Origin of the sequence: Kitasatospora sp. NPDC088160 (assembly GCF_044741445.1) — a bacterium.
Lineage (GTDB): Bacteria > Actinomycetota > Actinomycetes > Streptomycetales > Streptomycetaceae > Kitasatospora.
Genome location: NZ_JBIUSS010000001.1, coordinates 294,411 through 319,353, shown reverse-complemented (window position 1 = coordinate 319,353; position 24,943 = coordinate 294,411). Strand labels below are relative to the sequence as shown.

The 24,943-nt window shown below is 73.4% G+C and carries 23 protein-coding genes; 9 read left to right on the top strand and 14 right to left on the bottom strand.

The features are described from left to right. Positions 1–37: 37 nt before the first annotated feature. The gene (locus ACIOGZ_RS01335; protein WP_363579329.1) at positions 38–250 is read right to left on the bottom strand and encodes an EF-hand domain-containing protein; all 213 of its coding nucleotides are present in this window, start codon (positions 248–250) and stop codon (positions 38–40) included. Between the two features lie 174 nt (positions 251–424). On the opposite strand from ACIOGZ_RS01335, the gene ACIOGZ_RS01330 reads away from it, so the two are divergent. Next, positions 425–1,093 carry a lysophospholipid acyltransferase family protein gene (locus ACIOGZ_RS01330; protein WP_363579331.1) on the top strand — a complete coding sequence of 223 codons (669 nt, stop codon included), beginning with the start codon at positions 425–427 and terminating at the stop codon, positions 1,091–1,093. A gap of 92 nt (positions 1,094–1,185) precedes the next feature. Here the strand turns inward: ACIOGZ_RS01330 and ACIOGZ_RS01325 are convergent, their stop codons facing one another. Both ACIOGZ_RS01325 and ACIOGZ_RS01320 read right to left on the bottom strand, forming a co-directional pair. Then, positions 1,186–3,027, bottom strand: a complete 1,842-nt coding sequence (locus ACIOGZ_RS01325) for an ABC transporter ATP-binding protein (protein WP_400984346.1) — start codon at positions 3,025–3,027, stop codon at positions 1,186–1,188. 160 nt (positions 3,028–3,187) lie between these two features. Next, positions 3,188–3,961, bottom strand: coding sequence for an SDR family oxidoreductase (locus ACIOGZ_RS01320; protein ID WP_363579335.1), 774 nt, complete (start codon positions 3,959–3,961; stop codon positions 3,188–3,190). 155 nt (positions 3,962–4,116) lie between these two features. Between ACIOGZ_RS01320 and ACIOGZ_RS01315 the strand changes: the two genes are divergently transcribed. The 4 genes from ACIOGZ_RS01315 to ACIOGZ_RS01300 all read left to right on the top strand — a co-directional run bounded on the left by ACIOGZ_RS01315 (position 4,117) and on the right by ACIOGZ_RS01300 (position 7,300). Further along, on the top strand, positions 4,117–4,344 hold the full coding sequence (locus tag ACIOGZ_RS01315) for a hypothetical protein (protein ID WP_363579337.1): 228 nt from the start codon (positions 4,117–4,119) through the stop codon (positions 4,342–4,344). A 273-nt stretch (positions 4,345–4,617) separates the two neighbouring features. Continuing rightward, entirely contained in the window at positions 4,618–5,361 is a 744-nt protein-coding gene (locus tag ACIOGZ_RS01310) for a hypothetical protein (RefSeq protein WP_400984342.1), read from the top strand. Beyond that, positions 5,358–6,290, top strand: coding sequence for a DUF6895 family protein (locus tag ACIOGZ_RS01305; protein ID WP_363579341.1), 933 nt, complete (start codon positions 5,358–5,360; stop codon positions 6,288–6,290). The genes ACIOGZ_RS01310 and ACIOGZ_RS01305 overlap by 4 nt, the downstream gene beginning before the upstream one ends. Then, the gene (locus ACIOGZ_RS01300) at positions 6,287–7,300 is read left to right on the top strand and encodes a serine hydrolase domain-containing protein (RefSeq protein ID WP_400984340.1); all 1,014 of its coding nucleotides are present in this window, start codon (positions 6,287–6,289) and stop codon (positions 7,298–7,300) included. Before ACIOGZ_RS01305 ends, ACIOGZ_RS01300 begins: the two co-directional genes overlap by 4 nt. A 64-nt stretch (positions 7,301–7,364) precedes the next feature. On the opposite strand, the gene ACIOGZ_RS01295 is transcribed toward ACIOGZ_RS01300, so the two are convergent. Further along, positions 7,365–7,961: a LysE family translocator gene (locus tag ACIOGZ_RS01295; protein ID WP_363579657.1), complete on the bottom strand. Its 597-nt coding sequence runs from the start codon at positions 7,959–7,961 to the stop codon at positions 7,365–7,367. Positions 7,962–8,165: 204 nt separating this feature from the next. Between ACIOGZ_RS01295 and ACIOGZ_RS01290 the strand changes: the two genes are divergently transcribed. Then, entirely contained in the window at positions 8,166–9,590 is a 1,425-nt protein-coding gene (locus ACIOGZ_RS01290; protein WP_363579345.1) for a PLP-dependent aminotransferase family protein, read from the top strand. Positions 9,591–9,707: 117 nt separating this feature from the next. Here ACIOGZ_RS01290 and ACIOGZ_RS01285 read toward each other — a convergent pair whose 3' ends face one another. The 3 genes from ACIOGZ_RS01285 to ACIOGZ_RS01275 are packed head-to-tail and all read right to left on the bottom strand — an operon-like array spanning position 9,708 to position 13,173. Next, positions 9,708–10,613, bottom strand: a complete 906-nt coding sequence (locus ACIOGZ_RS01285; RefSeq protein ID WP_400984338.1) for an SDR family oxidoreductase — start codon at positions 10,611–10,613, stop codon at positions 9,708–9,710. Further along, complete coding sequence (locus ACIOGZ_RS01280; protein ID WP_400984335.1) at positions 10,610–11,614, bottom strand: alpha/beta fold hydrolase; 1,005 nt, start codon at positions 11,612–11,614, stop codon at positions 10,610–10,612. Before ACIOGZ_RS01280 ends, ACIOGZ_RS01285 begins: the two co-directional genes overlap by 4 nt. Further along, a complete protein-coding gene (locus ACIOGZ_RS01275) occupies positions 11,611–13,173 on the bottom strand; it encodes a flavin-containing monooxygenase (RefSeq protein WP_400984333.1) in 1,563 nt (520 codons plus the stop codon). Before ACIOGZ_RS01275 ends, ACIOGZ_RS01280 begins: the two co-directional genes overlap by 4 nt. A 357-nt stretch (positions 13,174–13,530) precedes the next feature. Here ACIOGZ_RS01275 and ACIOGZ_RS01270 point away from each other — a divergent pair, with 357 nt between their 5' ends. Further along, on the top strand, positions 13,531–14,319 hold the full coding sequence (locus tag ACIOGZ_RS01270; protein ID WP_400984330.1) for a MerR family transcriptional regulator: 789 nt from the start codon (positions 13,531–13,533) through the stop codon (positions 14,317–14,319). A 59-nt stretch (positions 14,320–14,378) separates the two neighbouring features. Continuing rightward, on the top strand, positions 14,379–15,392 hold the full coding sequence (locus tag ACIOGZ_RS01265) for an ABC transporter substrate-binding protein (RefSeq protein ID WP_400984327.1): 1,014 nt from the start codon (positions 14,379–14,381) through the stop codon (positions 15,390–15,392). A 601-nt stretch (positions 15,393–15,993) separates the two neighbouring features. Here the strand turns inward: ACIOGZ_RS01265 and ACIOGZ_RS01260 are convergent. From ACIOGZ_RS01260 to ACIOGZ_RS01240, 5 genes are all read right to left on the bottom strand, one after another. Further along, the gene (locus ACIOGZ_RS01260) at positions 15,994–17,631 is read right to left on the bottom strand and encodes a M4 family metallopeptidase (RefSeq protein WP_363579358.1); all 1,638 of its coding nucleotides are present in this window, start codon (positions 17,629–17,631) and stop codon (positions 15,994–15,996) included. Between the two features lie 853 nt (positions 17,632–18,484). Further along, positions 18,485–18,787 (bottom strand): glutaredoxin domain-containing protein, encoded by a 303-nt coding sequence (locus ACIOGZ_RS01255; protein WP_363616659.1) that lies wholly within the window; start codon positions 18,785–18,787, stop codon positions 18,485–18,487. Beyond that, on the bottom strand, positions 18,784–20,901 hold the full coding sequence (locus ACIOGZ_RS01250) for a protein kinase (protein WP_400984324.1): 2,118 nt from the start codon (positions 20,899–20,901) through the stop codon (positions 18,784–18,786). The genes ACIOGZ_RS01255 and ACIOGZ_RS01250 overlap by 4 nt, the downstream gene beginning before the upstream one ends. Before the next feature lie 115 nt (positions 20,902–21,016). Continuing rightward, the gene (locus ACIOGZ_RS01245; protein WP_400804925.1) at positions 21,017–21,895 is read right to left on the bottom strand and encodes an alpha/beta fold hydrolase; all 879 of its coding nucleotides are present in this window, start codon (positions 21,893–21,895) and stop codon (positions 21,017–21,019) included. 418 nt (positions 21,896–22,313) lie between these two features. Then, positions 22,314–23,072 (bottom strand): dienelactone hydrolase family protein, encoded by a 759-nt coding sequence (locus ACIOGZ_RS01240; RefSeq protein ID WP_363579366.1) that lies wholly within the window; start codon positions 23,070–23,072, stop codon positions 22,314–22,316. Positions 23,073–23,177: 105 nt separating this feature from the next. Here ACIOGZ_RS01240 and ACIOGZ_RS01235 point away from each other — a divergent pair, with 105 nt between their 5' ends. Next, complete coding sequence (locus ACIOGZ_RS01235; RefSeq protein ID WP_400984321.1) at positions 23,178–23,552, top strand: DUF6191 domain-containing protein; 375 nt, start codon at positions 23,178–23,180, stop codon at positions 23,550–23,552. On the opposite strand, the gene ACIOGZ_RS01230 is transcribed toward ACIOGZ_RS01235, so the two are convergent. Continuing rightward, positions 23,513–23,914, bottom strand: a complete 402-nt coding sequence (locus tag ACIOGZ_RS01230; RefSeq protein ID WP_363579370.1) for a VOC family protein — start codon at positions 23,912–23,914, stop codon at positions 23,513–23,515. The two genes, ACIOGZ_RS01235 and ACIOGZ_RS01230, sit on opposite strands and share 40 nt — an antisense overlap. A 102-nt stretch (positions 23,915–24,016) precedes the next feature. Further along, entirely contained in the window at positions 24,017–24,817 is an 801-nt protein-coding gene (locus ACIOGZ_RS01225; protein WP_400984319.1) for a (2Fe-2S)-binding protein, read from the bottom strand. Positions 24,818–24,943: the final 126 nt, after the last annotated feature.

Genomic DNA, 24,943 nt, shown 5'->3' with positions numbered 1-24,943 from the left:
GGCGCCGCCGGTACGGCGACCGGACCCGTCGGCACGCTCAGCGCTGGCGGGCGGCCAGGAACTCGTCGAAGGTCAGGAAGCCCTGGTGGTGGGTGTCCATGGCGTGGATCAGGGCCTCGGCCATCGACAGCGTCACGTCGTGGTCGCCCATCTCGTTCGCGACCAGCGCGTATTCGGCCGGAGTGATCTTGCCGTCGCCGTTCTTGTCGAAACGGTCGAACATGGCCTTGATCGCCTCGGTGGTCTCCATCGTGCCCTCCTGGTACTGCGGGGTTGCGCTCTGTTCGGACGGGCGTACCCTACCCGGCCGTGGTGCGCGCCACGGTCGCCGGGAGTGGACGGCCGCGGGGGTGGTTGTCGTAGTCTGCGGATCTGATTGCAGGCCCGGGCTCCTCCCGGGCGATCGTTCGTCCAGGGAGGGACCATGCTCGATCTCGCCACCAGGCTGGTGCTGAAACCCGTCTCACGCGGCATCTGGCGGCCGACCATCGAGGGCATCGAGAACGTGCCGCGCAAGGGCGGGGTCATCCTGGCCAGCAACCACCTGTCCTTCATCGACAGCGTGGTGATCCCGCTCACCGCCCCGCGCCGGGTCCACTTCCTCGCCAAGGCCGAGTACTTCACCGGAACGGGGCTCAAGGGCCGGCTCTCCAAGGACTTCTTCGAGGCGATCGGCGCGGTGCCGGTCGAGCGCGGCACCTACCGTTCCGCTCAGGCCTCGCTGGAGTCGGCGCTGGAGATCCTGGAGGACGGCAAGGCCTTCGGCATCTACCCCGAGGGCACCCGGTCGCTGGACGGCCGGCTCTACCGGGGCAAGACGGGCGTCGCCTGGCTGGCGCTGACCGCGGGCGTACCGGTGGTGCCGGTGGCGCTGGAGGGGCCTGAGCAGATCCTGCCGGTCGGCAAGCGGGTGCCGCGGATCAAGAAGGTGACCGTCCGGTTCGGCGAGCCGCTGCACTTCGACGAGCTGCACGGGCAGGCCCGCTCGCTGAAGGCCCGTCGACAGGTGACCGACGAGGTGATGGCGGCGATCCAGCGGCTCTCCGGCCAGGAGGTCGCGGAGAGCTACAACGAGGCGCCGAAGGCCGCGTAGGCCCCGGCCGCGCGCCGCACCGCATCACACCCCGCCACACCTCGCTACGTCACACCCCGCCACATCACGCCTCGCCGCACCCGCTCGGGCGCTCACACGTGTCCGAGCGCGGCCGGCTCCGGTACGACGACGGCCGGCTCCGGCGCCTCCCGGCGCAGCAGCGCCGCGTAGCGGCCGTCCAGCTCCACCAGTTCCTCATGGGTGCCGAGTTCGACCACCTCACCGTGGTCGAGGACGGCGATCTGGTCGGCGCCCCGGACGGTGGAGAGCCGGTGCGCGATGGTGATGGTGGTGCGGCCGGCGGCCAGGGTGTCCACGGCCTGCTGGACGGCCTGTTCGGTGCGGTTGTCGAGCGCGCTGGTGGCCTCGTCGAGGATCAGCACCGGCGGGTTGCGCAGGATCGTCCGGGCGAGCGCGAGGCGCTGCTTCTCGCCGCCGGAGAAGCGGTAGCCGCGCTCGCCGACCAGGGTGTCGTAGCCGTCCGGCAGGGCGGCGATGGTCTCGTGGACCTGCGCGGCCCGGGCGGCTTCGACCAGTTCGGCGTCGGTGGCCTCCGGCTTGGCGAAGCGCAGGTTCTCGGCGACCGAGGCGTGGAAGAGGTAGGTCTCCTGGGAGACCACGCCGACCGCGCGGGCCAGCGTGTCGAAGGACAGTTCGCGCACGTCCACGCCGTCGATGGTGACCCGGCCGCCGGTGACGTCGTACAGACGCGGGACGAGGTAGCTGAGCGTGGTCTTGCCGGAGCCCGTCTCACCGACCACGGCCAGCGAGCTCCCGGCCGAGACCTTGAGTTCGACCCCGGAGAGCGTCAGCCGCTCCTGCGCGGGGTCGTAGCGGAAGTCGACGTCCTCGAAGCGGACCTCGCCGCGGATGTCGGTCAGGTTCCGCGGCTTCGGCGGCTCGGCGATCTCCACCGGCAGGTCGAGGTACTCGAAGATGCGCTGGAAGAGCGCGAGCGAGGTCTGCACGTCCACGCCGGTGGAGAGCAGGCTGACGGTCGGGCGGAACAGGCCCTGCTGGAGGGTGACGAAGGCGACCAGGGTGCCGACCGAGACGATCGGCGCGCCGCCCGCCGCGGACAGCCCCGCCGCCCAGTAGATGACCGCGGGCATCGCGGCCATGACGATCTGGATGGTGTTCATCCGCCAGCGCCCGGCCATGCTGGACCGCACTTCGAGGTCGGCCAACTGGTCGGACTGCCCGGTGAACTCACGGGCGAGCGAGTCGGAACGGCCCATCGTGCGGCCGAGCAGGATGCCGCTGACCGACAGCGACTCCTGGACCGCCGAACTCATCGCGGCCAGCTGCTTCTGCCGCTCGGTGGTGATCTTCTTGCGCTCGTTGCCGACCCGCCGGCTGATCCAGACGAACAGCGGGAGCAGCAGCAGCGAGACGACGGTGAGCCGCCAGTCGAGCGCGACCATGGCGACCACGGAGGCGATCACCGCGGTGAAGTTGGAGACCAGGCTGGTCGCGGTGGACGTCACGGTGGACTGCATGCCGCCGATGTCGTTGGCGATCCGGGACTGCACCTCGCCGGTGCGGGTGCGGGTGAAGAACGCCAGCGACTGCCGTTGCAGGTGGCTGTAGACGGCGGTGCGCAGGTCGTGCATGACGCGCTGGCCGACGGTGGTGGAGATCAGCGTCTGCAGGACGTTGAAGATGCTGTTCACCACGGCCGCGAGAACCATGCCGAGCGCGAGCAGGCTGAGCAGCCCGGTGCGGCCCTGCGGGATCGCGGTGTCCAGGACCGCCTTGAGCAGGAACGGCGAGACCACCGACACCACGGCGGAGGCGGCCACCAGCAGCCCGACGACGGTGAGGCGGCCCGTGTACGGGCGGAAGAGGGCGAGGATGCGCCGCCACTGGGCCGGCGGGCGGGGCTCGCCCTGGGCGCGTTCGGGCGGGGTCCAGTTGATGGTGGTGGGTCTCAAGGGCAAACCTCCGTGGGTGGGGCGGTCGGACGGCCGCCAGCATAGCGAGAATAGCTCATAGTTAGACTAGCTAATAGTGAGGCTGGATCTATTCCCACGGCGCCGCGACCGCCCGGCCTACCGTCCGGCCGCCCCGAATGCTCCGGCCGCCCCGACCGCGTCAGTTCGTCCGGTAGCTGCGCGCCGCCTTCGAGGACAGGCCGCCCAGCCGACCGGAGGGCAACAGGCGGGCGAGGGCCACCACCGCCTTGTAGCGCTTGCCCGGCACGGACAACGAGCGGCCCCGGGCCAGGTCGCGCATCGCCTCCGCCACCACCCGCTCGGCCGAGAGCCAGGACCAGGCCGGGATGTTGCCGGTGCCCATGCCGGCCCGCTGGTGGAACTCGGTGCGGGTGAAGCCCGGGCAGAGCGCCATCATCCGCACTCCGGTGCCACCGAGGTCGCGCAGCACGCCCTGGGTGAAACTCACCACCCACGCCTTGCTCGCCCCGTACGTGCCGCGCGGCAGGAACGCCGCCACCGAGGCGACGTTCACGACCGCGCCGCGACCGCGCTCGCGCATCCCCGGCAGGGCCGCCGTGGTCAGCCGCAGGATCGCCTCGATGTGCACCTTCAGCATGTCCAGCTCGTCCTGGAGCGGGACGGTCCCGAACGCGCCCTTGTTGCCGAAACCGGCGTTGTTGACGAGCAGGTCCACCGGGCGGGCGGAGTCGGCGAGCCGGGCCTCGACGGCCGCGATGCCCTCGTCGGTGGCGAGGTCGGCGGTCAGCACCTCCACCTCGATTCCGTGCTCGGCGTGCAGGTCGGCGCTCGCACGCTCCAGGCGCCCGGTGTCCCGGGCCACCAGGACGAGCTGGTAGCCGCTGCGGGCGAGCCGGCGGGCGAACGCGGCTCCGATGCCGGCGGTCGCGCCGGTGATCAAGGCTGTGGTCATGCCCCCGACGGTACCGACTCACCGCGGCCGCGCCCACTCCGAACGGACTATCCCTGCCGGCCATCTGCGGATGCAGGTACCGGACCGCGCCCGTACCGTTCGGACGGGGGCATCGCCCGACCGGGCGGTGACGCTCAACTGAGGAGGCACTTCTGATGCTTACTCACTGCCGGACCCACAAGGCCACGACCACGCCGACCGCCACGACCACGCCGACCGCGGCGACCGCGACGCGCGCCGAGACGGACACACTCGCGAGCCTGATGGTGGAGGACGAGGCCGTCGTGTCCGACGCGCCCACGTACTCGCCCGAAGCCCTCGGACTCCTGCTGCTGGCGCTGTTGCTGTCGCCGAAGCCGCCGAAGGAGAAGTCGACCCGCTAGCAGCCGGGCGACCCGATCACCGACCCGGTAGCCGGGCGGCCCGATCGCGGGGCCGGTCCACCGACGTGGACCGGCCCACCCCTTCCCCGGCTCCTCGGCGGGCCTGACGAGGGCTCGTGAGCCCGAGTTCGTGAACCGTCCGCGCGAACCCGCGCTCGTGAGCCCACGCTCGTGAGTCCGTCCGCGTGAACTCGCGCCCGTGAGCCCGTCCGCGCGAACCCACGCCCGCGAGGCCGCCCGCCGGGGGCTCCCCGACCAGGAGGAACACCACCGATGCCCTTCGCCGAGACGCCACTGCGCGACGAGTACGCCGCAGCCGTCGAACGGGTGGCGCGCCGGACCCTCGACGCCCTCCGGGGCGACGGAGGCACAGCCGCGATCGCGGACCCGGACAGCGCCGTGCCGCGCCCGACACTGGCCGCGCTGCGGGTGCTCGGCGCGGACCTCTTCGCCCCGCAACTACTCTCCGGGGCCGCGCCCGACGGGCCCACCTCCGTACTGCTGGCCGAGGCGCGGCAGGCCTTTCCGGCACCGGACTCGGCAGCGGCCTCGGCCGACGCCGCGCTGGTGATCGCATGGCAGGACTGGGCGGCCGGGCAGGTGCTCGCCCGCACGCCGTACGGAACCGGTGCCCCGCCGCCCGTGCCGCCTCCGGGCCCGGAGGCCGTCGGCTGGCAGACCTGGTCGGTACGGATGGCCCAGCTGTCCGTCCTGGCACTGCCCGGGCTCGACGGCCCGGTGCACGACACCGCCCGCGCGCACACCCTGGCCCTTGCCCGCGGCACCGTCCGCTCCATGCTGCGCCGCGACCTCCCCACCGCCGCCCGGCTCGCCCGCTGGCTCGCCTGGGCCGGTGCCGAGGGCCGGCCGCTGCGGCTGGAGGTCGAGCCCGTCCTGGAACGCATCCGGCTGGCCGGTAACGGCAGCGCCCGCACCGGACTCGAGCTGGCCGTCGCCCGTCGACTGCTCGACCGCTCCTCCCGTCCGCCGACCGACCGACGGAGCCGGGTCCGATGACCGACACCCACGTCCTCGCCACCGCGCAGCGGCTCGCCTCCCGCGCGCTGGCCTGGCTGCACGCCTCCCACGCCGACGGCCTCGGCCGGATCCCGGACAACACCGTGGTCGACCTCTCCGACCCCGACGACGCCTACAAGCCGCTCGGCGAGATCGCGCTGGCCGCTTCGCTGATCCTGCGCGACGGCGTCACCGGGCCCACCGAGGCCCGCACCGCACGCGAGCTGCTCGACCACGCCTGGGCGCAACTGCGCGAGGGCGACCTGCTGTACGAGCGGCAGCTGCGCCACTTCACCATGACCGACCCGCTGGAGACCTACGCCCACTTCGCCCGGGCCGGCTACCGCCACCCGGCGCTGGAGGAACTGCTCGATTCGCTCAGCCGGTTGCGGGCCGCGCACGCCGAGGAGATCCACCCCAACCGGCGCCTGGGGGTCGCCAACGCCCGACGGGTCATCGGGCTCGCCCACCAGCCGGACTGGGCCGCACTCGCCGCCGGCACCTGGCTGGGCGCCACGCCCGAGCCGTGGGCCGTCAACTGGATGACCGGCTACGACATCACCCACACCGTCTTCCACCTCACGGACTGGGGCGCCCGCCCGGACGGCCTGCCGGAGCCGATGCGCGACCACGTGCGCGACTGGCTGCCGGCCTGGCTCGACATCTGGCTGGAGATCGGCCAGTGGGACCTCGCCGCCGAACTCCTCGTGGTCGACGCGTGCATCGGTGAGCCGGCCACCGGGCGGCAGGGCTGGGACGCGCTGGCCGCCGTCCAGCACGAGGACGGCCTGCTGCCGCGCGACGCCGACCCGGTCGACGAGGACCGCGCGCAGGCGTTCCAGGACCACCAGCACACCGCCGTCGTCGCGGTGGTGGCCGGTGGCATCACGCTCGCCCGGGCGCTCGGGGCCACCACGGCGGTCGCGTGAACGGGCTGGGTCCGGCGGTCGCGGAGGTGGTGCGCGCGGCCGGGCCGTGCGCCAGCGCCGTCACGGTCGCCGTCGCGCGCGGGGACGCGGAGGAGGTGCGCTGCCACGGGCGGCTCGGGCACGGGCGGACGGCCGCGTGCTCGCCGGACACCGTCTTCGAACTCGGTTCGGTCAGCAAGACCTTCACCGCGCTGCTGCTGGCACAGATGGCCGCGCGCGGAGACGTCTCCCTGGACGACACGGTGGAACGCCGCCTGCCGGACTGCTGGCGCCCGGTGACCGTCCGCTCCCCCGAGCCGATCCGGCTGCTGCACCTGGCCACCCACACCTCGGGCCTGCCCCGGCTGCCGCCCGGACTGGCCGCGCGCGCCGTACCGACCTGGTTCACCAATCCGTACGTCGCGTTCGGGGACGAGCAGTTGAGGGCAGGGGTGGCCCGAACCACCGTACGGTGCAGGCCCGGCAGCCGGTACCGGTACTCCAACTACGGCGTCGCACTGCTCGGTCGGGTGCTCTCCGAGACGGGCGGGTCGCCCTATGGGGAACTGCTCGCCGAACGGGTCCTCCGACCGCTGGGCCTCGGTGCCACCACCTGTACGGCGGACCCGCCGGGGCGGGCGGTCGGGTACCGGCGCGGGCAGGAACTGCCACCCTGGCACATCCCCGGACTGCCGGGGGCCGGCGCGCTCCGGGCGAGCGGGGCCGACCTGTTGCGCTACCTGAGGGCGCATCTCGGCGGTGGCCACGGCGAGTTGGCGGCCGCGCTGCGCGAGGTCCAGCGACCGCGGCTGCGGCTGCCGCGCTCGACGGACGAGCTGTGCCTGGTGTGGAACCACCGCCGCCCGGGCGGGCGCGACCTGTACTTCCACGCCGGGGCGACCCGGGGGTTCACCGCCTTCGTCGGGTTCTCGCCCCAGGCGTCGGCCGCGGTGGCGGCCCTGGCCAACACCGGGCCGTCGCTGGACGGGCGTTTCCTACAGGCGGCGTACGAGGTGCTGCGGGCGGCTTAGGACCCTGGGGGGTGCGGCACTGCGGCGCTGCGGCATCGCGGCACTGCGGGCCGAGGCGACGGGCCTAGGCTGCCACGGCTTTGGCGCGGTCGGCGGCGATGTGGACGGCGAGGCCGCCGAGGACCGTCCCCATCGCGTAGCGCTGGATCCGCAGCCAGGCGGGACGGCGGTTGAGGAAGGACGCGATGCCTCCCGCGCTCACCGCGATCAGCCCGTTGACGGTGACCGCCACCACGATCTGGGCCAGCCCCAGCACCAGGCTCTGCACCGCGACGTGACCGCGCTCGGGCGCCACGAACTGGGGCAGCAGCGAGATGTACATGATGGCGATCTTGGGGTTGAGCAGACAGGTCAGAAAGCCCATCGCGAACAGCCGGCGCGGCGGATCCGGCGGCAGCTGCTGCGGGGCGAACACCGCCGTACCGCCCGGACGGACGGCCTTCCAGGCCAACCACAGCAGGTAGCCGGCGCCGGCCAGCTTGATCGCGGTGTAGAGGGCGGGCACCACCGAGAACACGGCGGCCACGCCCGCCGTCACCGCGGCCAGGTAGACCAGGAAGCCGGCCGCGACCCCGATCAGCGACAGCAGCCCGGCGCGGCGGCCCTGGGCGATCGACCGGGAGACCAGGTAGATCATGTTGGGCCCCGGTGTCAGCACCATCCCGAGCGCCACGGCGGCGATCCCGAGTACGGCGTGCCCGCCCACAGCGGACAGGGCGGATGCGGCGGGAGCGGTGGGGGTCAGTGCTTCCATGCGAGGAGGCTAGGCCCGGCGTCGATCTCAATGCAATGATGACTTTGCACTCGGTGCAATATCGGTGCGATGCTGTGCAATGCCGTCAACTCGTGTGGAGGGGTCCCCCCGATGGACGACTACCGCCTGATCGCCGACGAGATCGCCGGCGCCATCACCGACGGGCGGCTGCGACCGGGCCGGCAACTGCCCACCCAGCGCGCCTTCGCCCGCAGCCGGGGCATCGCCAACTCCACGGCCGGGCGCGTCTACCGGGAACTGACCCGGCGCGGACTGACCACCGGGGAGGTCGGGCGCGGCACCTTCGTCCGGGCCGGGCAGGGGGCCGGCGGCGGGGCAACCGGCGGGCAGGTGGCACTCGCCGAACCGGCCGGCGCGCCGGTGGACCTGGAACTCAACTACCCCGCCGTCCCCGAGCAGGCCGGACTGCTGGCCACCGGACTGGCGCCGCTGCTCCGGGCCGACGCGCTGGGTGCCGCGCTCGCACCGGTGGGCGCGGCCGGGACGGGCGCGGCCCGGCAGGCGTTCGCGGCACTGCTGTCGGACGAACGCCGGACGGGCGGGGATCGGATGGACGGCGACCGGTCGGGCGGGGACCTTTCGGGCGGGGATCAGGAGGTCAACCCGGAGATCGCCGGGGAGGAGTTGCTGTTCGCGGGCAACGGCCGGCAGGCCATCGCCGCGGCACTGTCCGCGCTGGTGCCGCCCGGCCACCGGCTGGGGGTGGAGGCGCTGACCTACCCGGTGGTCAAGGCCGTCGCCCAGCGGCTGGGCATCACACTCGTACCACTGGCCGTCGACGAGCACGGGCTGCTGCCCGACGCCGTGGCCACCGCCCACCGGGCCGCGCCGCTGCGCGCCGTCTACGTCCAACCGAGGCTGCAGAACCCGCTCGGCGGGAGCCTGCCGTACGAGCGGACGGCCGCCCTCGCCGAGGAACTGCGCCGCCTCGACCTGCCGGTCGTCGAGGACGCGATCTGGTCCTTCCTCCGCCCGGAGCTGACCGCCCTCGCCAGCCTCGCACCGGAACGCACCGTCCTCGTCGACAGCCTCTCCAAGCGGCTCGCGCCCGGGCTGACCACCGGGTTCGCGGTCGTCCCCGCCGCGCTGCGCGAGCGGATCGCGGGCGCACTGCGCTCGGGTGGCTGGACGCCCAGCGGGTTCGCCCTGGAGGCGGCCGTGCGCTGGATCGGGGAGGGCACCGTGGCCGAGGTCGCGGCAGCCAAGCGCGCCGACGCCGTCGCGCGTCAGCTGCTGGCGCGCGAGGTGCTGGCGGGGCAGCACGTCCGGGCCGACCCCTGCTCGTACTACCTGTGGTGGGAGCTGCCGACGGCCTGGCGGGCGGAGACGTTCGTCGCGGCGGCGGCGCGGGCGGGCATCGCCGTCACACCCGCGGCGGCGTTCGCCGCCGACCCCCGGCGTTCCCCGTCCGCCGTCCGAGTCGCCCTGGCCTCGCCGCCGCTGCCCGTGCTGACGCGAGCGCTGGAGACGCTGGCGCGGATCGCGCGGGGGACGGCGGAGGAGTGGATGGAGTGATGGGCAGCCAGACGGACGGACGGACAACTGGCAGATAACAGATAACAGCTGTTGAAATCTGTTATCTGTTATCCGTCAGTTGAAATCTGTCAGTTGTCAGTTGTCAGTCGACGGCCGTCAGTCGACGGCGCCGCTCCGGCCGCCCCGCACCGCCGTGTCCGCAGCTCCGCCGGCACCGACGGCGCGCAACCGGGAGGCGGCGGTGGCGGCGAGCTGGGGCGCGATCCGGGCGACGTCGCGGGAGCCGACCGCCGCGATCAGGCTCGGCAGCAGCCAGCGGACCGGCTGCATGCCGCGCAGCCAGGCCTGCGCGTAGACGTGGGCGGACCTCCGGGCGATGCCGGCGACGATCCGCTCCACTGCGGGCTCCAGCGGGTAGGTCTTGTTGGCCGGCCACGGCAGCCTGGTGCGCATCTGCTTGAGCACGGTGTCCTCGTCGGCGCCGCGCACCATGTCGGTGTCGGTCCAACTCAGGTATCCCACACCGACCTTGACCCCCTGGTAGGCGACCTCGGCGCGGAGCGAGTGGGCGAAGGCCTCCACCCCGGACTTGCTGGCGCAGTACGCGCTCATCAGCGGCGCGGGAGTGAGCGCGGCGAGCGAGGCGATCTGCAGCAGGTAGCCCCGGCTCTCGGCGAGCGCGGGCAGGAAGGCCCTGGCCGTGGCGACGCTGCCGAGCAGGTTGACCTCGATCACCCGGCTGAACGCCCGGTGATCGCTGTCCGCCACCGGCCCGCCGATGGCGATGCCGGCGTTGGCGACCACCGTGTCGATCCGGCCGTAGTGCTCCTTGATCCGACGGGCTGCGTCGCCGAGCGCGTCGAGGTCGGTGACGTCCACCTCCCAACTGGTCGCGGCCGCGCCGCACTGCGCCGCGACGGCCTTGAGCTCGTCCGGCTCCAGCCCCAGGAGGGCGACCTTGGCCCCGCGCCGGGCGAGCGTGTGGGCGAGCGAAGCCCCGACCCCGCGGGCGGCCCCGGTGACGACGACGACCTGCGCGGACAACGGCGGGATGGCGTTCATGCGGCGGCGGTCCTCTCGGAGACGGGCGCAGAGGCGGAGGAGGCGGAGGTGGAGGGGGAGGGAGCAGGAGCGGAGACGGAAGCGGGCGCGGCGGACAGGTACGCGGCGGCCAAGCGGTGGATCTCGGCCGCGACCTCCACCGGCCGCTCCAGCGGCGCCATGTGCCCGACCCCCGGAAGCAGCAACAGCCCTTGTGGGTCTACGAGTTCGGCTACGATCCGGTGCGCGTGCACCGGTGGGGTCAACCGGTCCGCGGTGCCGACCACGACCGCGGTCGGTACGGCGAGCCGGGCGAGTCCGGCGTGGACGTCCAGGCGGTCGAGGACGCCCGCCCAGTTGGCGCGTACGGCGGTCGGGCAGGCATGCACGATCCGGGCCGTCGCCTCCACCTGCCCGGCGGACGAACCCGGACCCATGGTCGCGTACTTGAGCGCGACACGGGTGACCGGCGAGACCGGCCCGAGCGGCAGCCGGGAGCGCAGCAGCAGGCGGTTCAGGAAGCGGCGCAGCCCCGGGGAACGCACCGCCTCGGGCAGCACGGCGAGTTCGGCCACCAGCTCCCCCGGCCCGGTGGAGACCAGGACGGCGGCGGCGGTCCGGTCGGCGATCTCGGGGCGACCACCGGCGGCCATGATGGTCATCCCGCCCATGCTGTGCCCGGCGAGCACGGCCTTCTCCCCCGCCGGGACGGTCCGGGCGAGGACGGCGGAGAGGTCCTCGGCCAGTGCCCGGGTGGAGTAGCGGACCCGGCTCGGCGGGATCTCGCTGTGCCCGTGGCCGCGCTGGTCGTAGGCCACCACTCGGTAGCGGTCGGTGAGTTGGCGAATCACCGGAGCCCAGAAGGCGGTTGAGCAGGTCCAGCCGTGGGCGAGCACGACGGTCGGCGCCCCGGGTTGGCCGTGGACCTCAACGTGCAGCCGGATCCCGTCCGCCGATCGGATGCTCAACTCCTCGACGGGCACGGGCGGGACGTACTCGGCGGGCAGCTCGGCGGCGCTCATGCGGACACCTCCTGCGCGGTACGGGCGGCGTCCTGGCCGGCGCGCATGATCAGTTCGTACTCGCCGAGGTCGACCTTGCGGGTGGCGCGGCGGAACGCGGTGGTGGAGCCGGGCCAGAGCACGGTGTTCTTGCCGTTCGGATCCAGGTACCAGCTGCGGCAGCCGCCGGTGGTCCAGACGGTGCGGTCCATCCGGTGCTGGAGTTCTAGGTTCCACTGCCGCTGGGCCCGGACGGTGGGCTGCATCGCGGTGGCACCGATCGACTCGAGCGTGGTCAACGCGTCGATCAGGTAGTTCAGTTGGGACTCGATCATCAGGATCATCGAGCTGTTGCCGAGGCCGGTGTTGGGGCCGATCACGAAGAACAGGTTCGGGAAGCCGTGCACGGCCGAGCCGCGCAGCGCCTCCATGCCGTCCTTCCACTCCTCCGCCAGGCTGGTGCCGTTGGCGCCGAACACCCGGGCCCCGATGGGCATGTCGGTGACGTGGAAGCCGGTGCCGAAGACGATGGCGTCGACCTCGTGCTCGCTGCCGTCGGCGGCGACCAGGGTGGAGCCGCGCAGTTCGCGCAGGCCGGAGGCGACGACCTCGGTGTTGGCCGCGGCGAGCGCCGGGTAGTAGGTGTTGCTGAGCAGGATGCGCTTGCAGCCGATCCGGTAGTCCGGGGTCAGCTTGGCGCGCAGGGCCGGGTCGGGAACGCCCTGGGCGAGGTGGCGTTCGGCGAGTTGCTGGACCACGCGCAGCATTCCCGGGCGGCGCACGAAGGCGTCCACCTGGAGCTCTCGGAGGGCGAACAGGGTGCCGCGGCGGATCTTCCCGGTGACCGGCACGCGGTCGTGCAGCCACTTCTCCAGCTGGCTGATCTCGCGGTCCCGGCGCGGCAGGACCCAGGCGGGCGTGCGCTGGAAGACCGTCAACCTGCCGACCTTCGGCTGGATCGACGGGATGATCTGGGCGGCGGAGGCTCCGGTGCCGACGATCGCGACCCGCTTGCCGGTCAGGTCGTAGTCGTGGTCCCAGCGGGAGGAGTGGAACACCTTGCCGGGGAAGGCGCCGAGCCCCGGCAGGTCGGGGATCTGCGGGTCCGCCAGTGGTCCGGCGGCGGAGACCACCGCGTCCGCGGTCCACTGACCGGCCGAGGTGGTGATCCGCCAGCGGACCTGCTCGGCCTCCCAACGCGCCTCCAGCACTTCGGTGTTGAACCGAAGGTGCGGGCGGAGGCCGAAGACGGTGGCGACCTTCTCCAGGTAGGCGCGGATGTCCGGCTGGCCGGAGAAGCTGCGCGGCCACGCGGGGTTGGGCGCGAAGGAGAAGGAGTAGAGGTGCGAGGGCACGTCGCAGGCGCAGCCGGGGTAGCTGTTGTCGCGCCAGGTGCCGCCGACCGAGTCCGCGCGCTCCAGGACGACGAAGTCGGTGATCCCGGCGCGGCGCAGCCGGACGGCGGCGCCGAGACCGCCGAAGCCGGAGCCGATCACCGCCACCCGCACGTGCGGGACGGCCTCGTCCGCCGCGGGGGCACCGGACGTGCCGGAGCGGGGGCGCTTGCTGCTGGATGCCATGCGGCCTCCTCCTGAGGGTGGGGCGATGATCTTCGCGCTGCCGTACCGTGGCGCCCGCTCGTGCCGCGCGTCCTGGCGCGCCGACGACGCCGTGCTCGTGCTGTGCTCGACTGCTCTCGTACCGCCCTGGCGCTGCTCTGATGTTGCCCTGATGCGCCCGGGTGAAGCCGCGGTGTCGCTCTGGTGCTGCTCCGCATGGTGCTGTGCGCACTGCCTTGGGCTCCCCGACGACCGGCGTCGGAGCCCCGCTAATCGCGCCAGTAATTACTGGCATGATTGGCAGGGTAGCCCTTGCTGACACCGGATGGAAGAAGCGCGGCCACCCGGATTCCGGGAGCCTTCGGAGGTGCCGGACCTATGCTGATCGCCGTGGACAAGGTCAGAGCTGCTGCGGGTGACGGAAAACGCGAGTACCGGGTGGAGGAACTGGCCGAGGCGGCCGGCATCACCAGCCGGACGCTGCGCTTCTACCGCGAGCGCAAACTGCTCCAGCCGCCCCGCAAGGAGGGCCGGATCGCCTGGTACGGCGAGGAGCACCTGGCCCGACTGCGGATGATCGGCGAACTGCTGGACCGCGGCCACACCCTGGGCGGCATCGCCGAACTGATCGGCGCCGGCGAGAGCGGGCGGGACGTCGCCGAGCTGATCGGGCTGGAGGCCGCGATCGTCGCCCCCTGGTCGGACGAGACCCTGGTGCGCCTGGACTGGGACGAACTCAGGACCGTCTTCAACGACCAGCTCACCGAGGAGAACACCGCCGAGTCGATCGCCCAGGGCTACATCACGATCGACGACGACGGGATCACCCACATCAGCCGCCGCCTGATGGACGCCACCACCGCACTCGTCGCCGAGGGCGTACCGCTCTCCGTGGTGCTGGACGCCAGCCGGCGCACCCAGGAGCACGTGGAAGCCATCGCCGAGATCTTCATCGACGTGGTCGGCGAGCACCTGCTCGGCGCCCTCGCCGCCGACGCCCCGCTGCCGCCCGGCGAGGCAGCCCGGCTCACCGAACGCATCCTGCGGGTGCGGCCGCTGGCCCGTACGGTCGTCGACGCGCAGTTCGCCCTCGCGATGGACCGGCGGGTGCCCGCCGAGTACGACGAACTGCTGCGCCAGCGACGGGAGAACGACACCGAGGCGTAACCCCTCCGACGGGAGGGCAGGGATTCCCGCGCCCTGCCCACCCGTTGGAGGAACCCCCGATGCCCAGACCCCTCAGTCGCCGCGCCGCGCTCGGCCTCGCCGCCGGGCTCACCCCGGGCCTCGCCCTCGCCGCCTGCGGACCGAACTCCCCGGCACCGTCCGACGGTTCGACCGGCGCGACCGGTGAATCCGGCGCGCCGGGCGGTTCCGGCGGATCCAGCGGGGCCGGCCCCCGGACCGTCCGGCACGCTCGCGGCGAGAGCACCGTACCGGCCCGGGCCACCCGGGTGGTGGCGCTGGACACCGACGCGCTGGACTCGGTGGTCACCCTCGGGCTCACGCCGGTCGGCGCGACCACCGTCACCGAGGGCGCTCCCTTCCCGGCCTACCTGCCCGCCGAACGGCTGGCCACGACGAAGGCCGTCGGCGCCATCGGGCAGCCCAACCTGGAGGCGATCGCGGCGCTGCGGCCGGACCTCATCCTGAGCAACCAGGTGCGCGACGACAAGCGGTACGACGAACTGACGAAGATCGCGCCGACCGTGCTGTCCAAGACCACCGGGCCCACCTGGAAGGAGAACGTCCGGCTGCACGCCGAGGCGATGGGCCGGCAGGCCGAAGCCGAAGCGGCCGACGCGGCGTACCGGACGAAGGCGCGGGACCTCGTCACCGCACTCGGCGGCCCGGCCAAGGCCGCCGCCACCCGGGTCGAGATGGCTCGTTTCCTCGCGGGCGCACCGACCAGGCTGTACCTCAACGACACCTTCGTCGGCTCGCTGTTCAAGGACCTCGGGCTCGGCCGGCCCGCCAACCAGGACAAGCCCGGGTTCTCGGTCGAGATCAGCCCCGAGCAGGTGGACCAGGCGGCGGCCGACGTCATCTTCTACTCGGTCTACGGGGACGCGGCCAAGTCCGACCAGGGCAGGATCACCGATGGCGCGCTGTGGAAGAGCCTGGACGCCGTCCGCACCGGCCGGGTGTTCCGGGTCGACGACAGCCTGTGGATGCTCGGGATCGGCTACACCGGGGCCGGCCTGATCCTGGACCAGATCCGGAAGCACCTCGCGCCCTGAGCGGCTGCTCACCGTGCCCTACGTCCTGCTGCTGGCCGGGATGGCGCTGCTGTTCGCCGCCTCCGGCGTCCTGCTCGTCTCCACCGGGAGCCTGTGGAGCCTGACCGTTGCCGTGGGCCTCCTCGGGGTGGCGGTCGCACCGCAGATGATCACGATGTTCGGCCTGGCCGAGCGGACGGTGCCGGCCGTCCGGCTGGGCGAGGCGATGGCTGCGCTGGTCAGCGCGCTGATCCTGGCGCAATCGGCCGGCACCTTCCTGGGCGGCTGGCGACCACGCACTTCGCGCCCGCCGCGCCGTTCGCGATCACCGCGGCCGCGGCGGCGGCCGCCTTGCTGCTCGCCGCGTGCACCGCGACCGAACAGCGCTACCGCCGCCGCACTCCGACCGCTCCGACCGCTCCGACCGCTCCGACCGCTCCGACCGACGGTGGGACTGACGGTGGGACTGACGGTTCCGGCGTCCAACCCCGCATCGCTGCGCCCGCGCGCCGCGCCCCGCGCACATGACGGCGGGGGCGACGGTGGTCCGCACACCGTCGCCCCCGCCGTGCGGCCCCGCCCGCCGGCACCCACGGTTCGGCAGGGCCCACTCAGGCGGTCGTCAGTTGACGTTGACCGCCGTCCAGGTGGCCGCGACCGCGTTGTACTCGGCGCTGCCGTTGCCGTACAGGTCCGCCGCCGCGCTGAGGGTGCCCGCCCGGGCGCCCGCGTAGTCGGTGGTGGAGGTGAAGTAGACGGTCAGCGCGCGGTACCAGATCTGCGCGGCCTTGTCCCGGCCGATGCCCGCGAGCGAGGAGCCGTCGGCCGTCGGGCTGTTGTAGTCGAACCCGTTGATGCTCTTCGCGCCGCTGCCCTCCGACAGCAGGTAGAAGAAGTGGTTGGCCACGCCCGACGAGTAGTGCACGTCGAGGTTGCCCACGCCGGCGGACCAGGAGTCGGCGGACTGGCCGTCCTTGCTGGGCTGGTCCATGTAGCGCAGCGGGGTGCCGTTGCCGTTCAGGTTGATCAGCTCGCCGATCCAGTAGTTCGGCGGGTTGGAGGGCAGGTTGGCGTACCACTCGACCATCGTGCCCATGATGTCGGAGGTGGCCTCGTTGAGGCCACCGGACTCACCTGAGTAGTTGAGGTTCGCCGTGGCGGCGGTGACGCCGTGGCTCATCTCGTGGCCGGCCACGTCGATCTCGGTGAGCGGGGCGGCGTCGCCGTTGCCGTCGCCGTAGGACATGCAGAAGCAGCTGTCGTCCCAGAAGGCGTTGACGTAGTTGGAGCCGTAGTGGACGCGGCTCGCGGCGCCGACACCGTCGTTGCGGATGCCGTTGCGGCCGAAGGTGCTCTTGTAGAAGTCCCACGTGGTGGCCGCGCCGAACTGGGCGTCCACGGCGGCGGATTCGCGGTTGGAGGCGGTGCCGTCGCCGAAGTTGTTGGAGGTGTTGGCGAACAGCGAGCCGTTGCCGGCGGTTCCGTTGCTCATGTCGCTGGTGGACTGGCCGCCGCGGCTGTCGTCCTTCAGCGAGTAGCTGGAGCCGCTCTGCGCGGTGGTGAGCGGCACCTGGCCGACGAAGACGCCCTTGCCGGTGCCGGCGGCGGTCTGGATCTTCTCGTGGGTGGACAGCACCTTGCCGGTGGCGGCGTCGGTGACGAGCACCTGGTTGCTCGGGGTGCCGTCGGCGCGCACGCCCTCGACGGTGGTCCGGTAGGCCAGGCGCGGGTTGCCGTCGGTCGCCCAGACGACCAGTTCGGCCTTGCCGGTCTGGTGCACGTCGGCCAGCGGGGACTCGTCGGCGTCGAGGGTGACCCCGACGGTGGCCTTGACCGCGCCGGTGGCCTGCGTGGCGGCCTGGTCGGCCGGGATCTGCGGGGTCAGGCTCGGCAGCGCGAGCTTGGCGGAGACCGCCTTGTCGACCGACTTGACCGAGCCGTTGGCCTTCTGGTGGACGACCAGGTCGCCGCCGAGCACCGGCAGGCCGGCGTAGGTGCGCTCGAAGCGCAGGTGCCGGGTGCCGTCCTTGTCCACCACGGCGTCCTTGGCGACGAGCCGCTCCTTCTCGCCGAGGGCGAGGGCCTTGGCGAGCGGGCCGGACTGGCCGCCGGCCAGCGCGAGCACGGCCGCGTGCTGGTGGTCGGCCTGGGCCTGGAGGCCGGCGACGGGGCTGGCCTGGGCGGCGGTGCTCACCTGGATCACACCGGTCAGCAGGGCGGTGGCCGACAGTACGGCGACAGCTGCGAGCTTTCGCTTCACGTGCGAGTCCTTCCGGGAAACCGCGTGTGGACGCGGTCGCGCCGCGTTCCGGGGGCCGGGGTCGGCACCTGTGGGGCGGAAATGGGCGCTGACGTGCTGAAACCCCGAGCGGTCGAGCGGCGAGCCACCAAGGGGTGGGGGTGGGGGCTACCGCCGGGGCTGTCCAGAAGCATGACAATCCAGCAGGTGAATTGACAGGTCTACTTCAGCGATTGGCCAGGTCCCGCCAGCTCGCCAAGGCCCTCAAGTGGTGGGCAAAACGGGGCAATTCACCGCGCCTTGCAGTAGGTTCCCACCCGAACCACGCCCGACCGCCTGCACCGATGTCCGATCGACCGTCGAACGCCGATTCGGCGCGCGGAGCCGAGCGGGCCGGAATCGACTTTTACATCCCTGTAGAACTTCCAATACGGAATCTTGACATCCGCTTGGCGAGGTCCCGCCACCTGCCACCCTTGCCCGCCGCCGGGTCATCTGCTAGCGCCACCGGGCCTCGTGTTCGCCCGACTCCTCAGCGCAGTCGGCGAGTTGGGCTCGACACCTGAGGGCGCACCGGAGCCGGGGAGACCCCGTGTCCCACAACGGCCCCTCCTCCACCGGCATCTGCGATGACGCCCGGTTCCCGCGGCGCCCCGCTCGCCCGCCCCCGACTCTCGGGCGACCCGCCCGTACGGACACCCGGGCCGGGTCGGCACACGCGCTCAACCGCCGCCCGCGCCGGGCCCGTCCGGTCGCAGAAGCGGCAGCGGCAGCGGCAGCGGCAACGGCAACGGCAACGGCAACGGCAACGGCGGGATCGGGATCGGGATCTGGACCGGGAGAGCGAAGGGGTACCACTCCTCGCCCGGACCGGTCAGCGAGGCCTCCCCGGGAGCACGTCCGGCGCGTACTCCCGCACTGCGGCGAGCAGTTGGCGGATCGACGGGTTCACCATCGGCCGCCCGGCCACGGTGACGGTCGGCACGGTCTCGTTGCCGTCCGCGACCGAGCGGACGAAGGCGGCGGCGTCCGGGTCCTTCCAGATGTTCACCATGGTGAACCGCCGGCTGTAGCGCAGGCGGGTGAAGAGCAGCGCCAGGCGCAGGTTCATGCAGAACGTGCACAGCGGCCGCCAGTAGAGGACCACACCGTCGTCGGCTCCGCCGGTCGCTGTCACTGGAACCGCCATTCCTGGGCCGTGTTGCCGGGGGTGCAGGTCACCATGGTGACCGCGTTCCCCGGGCCGTTGTCGGTCATGCAGCGCTGGTTCTGGTAGTCGGCCAGCGTGTAGGAGCCCTGGGCGGATCCGCTGCGCACCGTCCAGTTGGTCAGGAAGCTGAAGCCTCCGCTCAGGGCGACCTTGCCGTCCATGGTCTGGACGAGCAGCGGCCCGCCGCTGTTGCAGGCGTTGAAACTGATCCAGGAACCGGGGTCGGTCGCCCGCACCCAGCCGTACTGGGACGCGCCGCCGACCACGATCGGGTTGTCGCCGCTCAGTTCGTCGCGGGCCATCCCGATCGGGCGGCCGTCCTTCACGTTGACGATGGTGGTCCAGGAGGTGCCGCCGCACGACGGCGGCCGGGTGGGGGTCTGCGGAGCCGGCGGGTTGCCGCCGCCCGAGGGCGAACCGCCGCCGGACGGGGAGCCGCCCCCGGCGGGGGAGCCACCGGCCGCGTTCTGGGCCGGGGGCTGCGGGTTGGGATTGGGATTGGGGTTGGCGGGCTGGTTGGCGGTGCCGCCCCCGCCGCCGGACTGGTTGGATTGGCCGCCCGAAGCGCCGCCGCCACCGGCCGCGTTTCCGCCGCCCGCCGCGCCCGCGCCGGCACCTCGGCCCGCCGCGCCTCCGTTGCCGCCCGGCGCGGGGGCCGGGACGGGCGCGCCCGGCTGGTTCGGGGTGCTCGGCTGCTGGTCGGCGGCCGGGGCCGCGACCGGGGTGTCGGAGGGTGTCGGCGTGGCGGGCGGCGTCGCGGCCGGGGCCGCCGGGGTGCCCGCGACCGGGGTCACCGGGGCCGTCACGACGACGGTCGGCTGGGCGGCGGGCGGCTCGGCCGCGTCCGACCGGCCGGGGCCGCGGTCCACCAGCAGGACGGTCGCCGTGCCCATCGAGATGACCACGGGGACGATCACCGGCACCAGCAGTGCGCGCCGCGACCGGCGCTTGCCCGGCTCGGTCACCGGCTGCGGCCCCACCTTGGCGACCTCGTCCTCGTCCGGCACGGGGCCACCCGACGCCGGGCGCTCGCCTGACGCGGGCTGGTCGGCGCCGTCCGCGACCGGCACCAGGGCACCGGCCTTCGCCGCACCGGCGCCCCCGGCCACCCCACCCCCGGCCCCTTCACCCGCAGCCGCTCCCCCGGCCGCCGCCCTGAGGTCGACCGTCCCGGTGTCGGCCGGGGCGCCGGCCGCACCCGCCGCAGCGCCCGCGTCCTTCGCGCCGATCGCCGCCCGGGCCGCGGCCGCCATCTCGGCGGCGTCGGCGAACCGGTCCTCCGGCTTCTTCTCCAGTGCCTTCGCGACCAGCTCGCGGACCGCCGCCGGGAAGGCCCCCGGCAGCTCCGGCGCCGGCTGGCGGACGTGCTTGAGCGCGACCTCCAACACGCTCTCGCCGACGAACGGCGGCTTCCCGGTGAGCAGTTCGAAGCAGACCACGCCGATCGAGTAGAGGTCGGAGGCCGGCCCGGTGCCCGTACCCTCGGCCTGTTCGGGGGCCATGTAGAGGGCGGTGCCGACGATCGCGTGCGAGGCGGTGATCTTGGTACTGGCGATCGCCCGGGCGATGCCGAAGTCGGTGATGGTCACCCGGCCGTCCGTGCGCACCATCAGGTTGGACGGCTTGATGTCCCGGTGCACGATCTCCCGGCGGTGGGCGGCGTGCAGGCCGTCCAGCGCGGCGGCGACCAGACCGAGGGCGCGCTCGGGAGGCATCGGGCCCTCCTCGGCGAGCACCCGGTCCAACGGCCGGCCGTCGACCAGCTCCATGACGATGTAGGCGCAGCGGTCCCCGGCGTCACCGCCCTCGCCGCCCTCCCGGCCCTCGGCACCGCCGCCGCTCTCACCGTAGTCGTGGACGTCCACGACGGCCGGGTGGTCGATCGCGGCGACCAGCTGGGCCTCCCGGCGGAAGCGCTGGATGAAAGTGTCGTCCTCGAACAGCGCCGAGTGCAGGATCTTGACAGCCACCGGCCGCGCCAGCACCGTGTCGTCGGCCCGCCAGACCGTACCCATCCCCCCGCCGCCGATCCGCTCGACCAGCGTGTACCGCCCGCCGAGCACGGCGCCCGGACCCCTCATACTCCCGCCCCCATGTGTCATGACCCTCCCCAGCGGGCCGTTCGGCCCCCAGTGTGCCAGAGGGGGTCGAACGGTCAGCAGGCGCTGTCCGGCCAGCGGTTGAGGGCCGCCGCCGTCAGCTGTCCCGGCCCTGCCGGGCGTGCTCGACCACCTCCAGGACGGCGGCGGCGACGGCCTGCGGGTGGTCGGCGTGGACGTGGTGGCCGGCGCCGCGCACCACGATGTGCGACCCCTTGGCCGCGCCGGCGACGACGTGTGACTGGAGGACGGTCCAGCGGGCGCGCATCGCCCCCGGCAGGCCGTCGGTCGCGCTCAGCACCGTCACCGGCACGTCGGGCAGCCGCGCGGCCGCGCGCCGCCGCCGGAGCTCGGAGACCGCGAGGACCGTCAGCCGGTTCTCGTCGAGGACGGTCCGCCGCTGGTGGCGATGCGCCTCGACGGCCGCCTCGGCCCTCGCGACGGCTCCCCCGGCACGGCGTGCGGCGGGCGTCATGGCCGCCCGGAGCAGCCCCAGCCGCAACAGGACGGCCTCGGCCGCGCGGATGGCCGGTGGCTGGAACTCCTCGTGCGCCGGATCCACCAGGACCAGGCCGGCCACCAGTTCCGGGTGCCGCCAGGCGAGGAGTTGGGCCAGCTGGCCGCCCCAGCTGTGCCCGACCAGGATGGCCGGGCCGGCGCCGAGGTGCTCCACCAGGGCAGCCAGGTCCCCGGTCGGGGACTCCAGCGAAGGACCGGAGACGCGAGCGGGGTCACTGGCACCGAGCCCGGCCCGGTCGTACGCCACGACCCGGCTGTGCGCGGCCAGTTCGGACAGCACCGGCGCCCAGGTCAGCGACGAGGTGCCGCAGCCCGCGAGCAGGACCACCGGCGGGCCGCCGCGCCCCGCCTCCACCCAGCGCAATGCCCGCCCGTCACGGTCGAGTTCGCCCTGCCGGACCCCGCCGGGGACGCTCTCGGCCAGCGCCTGCGCGATGGCGTCCTGCACATCCCGCATGGCCCGCGTGCCCCGTACTACCTGTACGCCCCCCATGCCCCGTGCGCCCTGCGTGTCCCGCGTGCCCCACGGTTCCTGCGCGTTCTGCCTGTTCTCCGTCTTCTGCACGTTCGGTTCCCCCCTGGATCCGTCCGCCCGGTCCCGGCCTGTGGTACCGGGTGACGCGGGTTCGTTGCTCACCACTGCCACGAGTCCCGGGTGCCTCCCCGACGCCCGGCGGGTCGGCCCCCGGCCGGGCCCGGACTCGCTGTCAGGCACCAGACCATGACGGCCCGGCTCCACGCAAACCCGAACACCTCGCGTCCGTTGTGTGACCGGAGGACGAAGAGGAGGCGCTGTGGCGTGAGGCCGTCACCGGCCCGCGCCCGCACGGCCCAGGCCGGGGCGGCGTCGCTGGCCGCCCCGGCCCTCCGGCGGCTCAGGCCGACAGGGTCCGCTTGAACAGGTCGAGCAGCGCCTCCCAGTGGCGCGCGTCGGCGACGGCGTCGTAGCGGGTGGTGTCGGCCTGGGTGTAGCCGTGCGGGGCACCCTGGTAGACCTCCTCCCGGTGGCGGACACCGGCGGCGGCGAGGGCCCCGGCGAGCCGTTCGATCTGCTCGGCGGGCATGGACGGATCCTCGTCGGCGTGGCCGAAGTACACCTCGGCGGTGATCCGGGAGGCGCCCAGGTGCGGACTGTCCGGCGCCTCGGTGGCGAGGCTGCCGCCGTGGAAACCGGCCATGGCCGCGATCCGGTCGGGGTGGCTGGCGGCCGTCCGCAGGGCGAGCACCGCGCCGCGGCAGTAGCCGGTGAGGCCGACCGGGCCGTCCTCGACGAGCGGGGAATCGGCGAGCCAGCGCAGGTAGGCGTCCGCGTCGCGGGCGGTCACCTCGGGGGTGAGGGTGGCGAGCAGCGGGCCGATCTGCTTGAAGATCGCCGGGTCCTTCTCCAGGTCGATCAGCGGCGGCAGTTCGACGACCGGCGCGCGGCCGTTCCGGTAGTAGGCGTTGGGGACCAGCACGGCGTACCCGGCCCGGGCGAGCCGGTCGGCCATGTCCTTCAGCTGGGGTCGGAGCCCGAAGGCATCCATATAGAGGATGACGCCGGGGTGGGCCCGCCCGTCGTCGGGACGGGCGAGGTAGGCATCGGCGGTGCCGTCCGCCGTCGGGATGTCCACGGTGGTTCCGCGCACGGTCATGGTGAGGGGTCTCCTTCGGTTCGCGCGGCAGGGTAGCGGGTGGACGCCGCCACCGGCGCGGCGCCCTCGGGGAACACGGGTGCGGCCGACCGGCGTTGGGCGTACATGGGTGTGATCGTAGACGTGGCGTGCGTGGCGGCGGCGGTGATCGGGCTGATGCTCCTGATCGCGTGGCAGATCCGGGGCGAGTCGTCGGGGCGTTGGCGGCGCGGCGGCGGGAGCACCGGGATTGGCCTGGGCGGCGGGCTGGAGGAGTTGCAGGCGCTGTTCAGCCCGGGCAAGCGGGTGCAGGTCGAACAACGGCGGGAACAGCTGACGCTGCGGGACGACGCCCAGGTCGGAGCGCCGCCGCACTTCGGCGTGGACCTGGACCGGGGCGTGGCGGTGCTGCGCGGCAGGGACGGGGCGGGCGGCGAGACCGAACGGGGTCGGACAGGCGGTCAGGCTCCCCAGCCACGGGAGCAGAGCACCAGCCGGTAGCCGTCCGGGTCGGATATCGTCACGCCGAACTCCTCCCAGTAGGGGTTGTGGGCCCGGACCGGGGTGCCGCCGGCGGCCTCCAGCCGGGCGACCAGGGCGTCGTCCACCGGCGCACCGAGGTAGACGACGAACAGGTCGTCGACCGTCGGGGTGGGCTCCAGCGGGTTCTCCGGGTCGTGGGTGAGTTCGAAGTGCCAGGCTCCGCCGGGCGGACCGACCATCAGCAGGTCGTGCTCGCCGGACACCCGCTCGGTGGTGCGCCACAGCACGTCGAGGCCGAGGCCGCCGACGTAGAAGCGCTCGGCCGCCGCGAGGTCGCGCGAGGGCCGGGCGATGCGAACCCGCGTCGTCGAATCGATCATGGCCGCGACCCTAGCCGATACCACTGACAACGAACCGTCCCCGACGGTTCCCCCACACAATCCCGTCCGCGGATCCCCGACGGCGATCCGCGGACGGACCCCTCAGAACCGGCGCAGCCGTTCCTCGTCGCCGGTGCGCGGGCAGGTCAGGCATGCGGCGGCCTCGGGCTTGACGGCGTAGTAGAGGCAGCAGCCGAGCCGGGTACGGGTGTGGTGGCCGCGCCCGTCGGGGGTGTGCAGGCGGCGGAAGTCGGCGGCGCCGGGCAGCGGGAGGGTGCCGCCGGGCAGCACCGCCCCGGCGGCGACGACGGCGGCGTCCTCCTCGCCGAGCATCCGGCCGAGGTACCAGACGGCGGAGGCGAGGTCGTCCGTCACCATGCCCCAGAGCGCGCGGTCGCGGCGCCGGCTGGGGGCGGCGAAGGCAGCGAGTACCGGCTCCACGTGGGCGACCACGGCGGCCCGCAGTTCGGCGCGGAGTTCGTCGTCGCCGGGGAGGGTGACGTGGCCGCGCGGGCGCAGCGCGAGGTCCCCGGTGGGGGCGTGCAGCCAGAGGTCGGCGGGGTCGACGAGGGGTACTTTCCGGGCGAGGTGCCAGGGGCCCGCGATGAGCAGGCACGCGGACCAGACGTAGTGGTGCAGCAGTCTGGAGGCGGTGACGTGCGGGCGGGGGGCGCGGCCGTGCTCGGCGGCGATGCGCTCCTCCTCGCCGGCCAGAACGGCGGCCAGGGCCCGTTCGTCGGCGGCGAGTTCGGCCCCCGAGTACCAGCCGTCGGCGGCACGGGGGTCGGGCTCTTCGGCGCCGAGCAGGCGCAGCTCCAGCACCGGGCAGAGTTCGCGCAGGCGCCGGTAGTCGCCGGGCAGGGTGGACGTCGGCGCGACGGGCAGGGGTGTTCCGGGGATCATCGGCGCTCCGTGGATCGACTCCGCATGATCGAATAAGGTGAGGCTCACCTTACAATGCCCCAGGAAGTGCACCACCCGGGGCCGGGCTGGGCGGCGCGACACCCGCGACACCTGGGCGGGGTGACG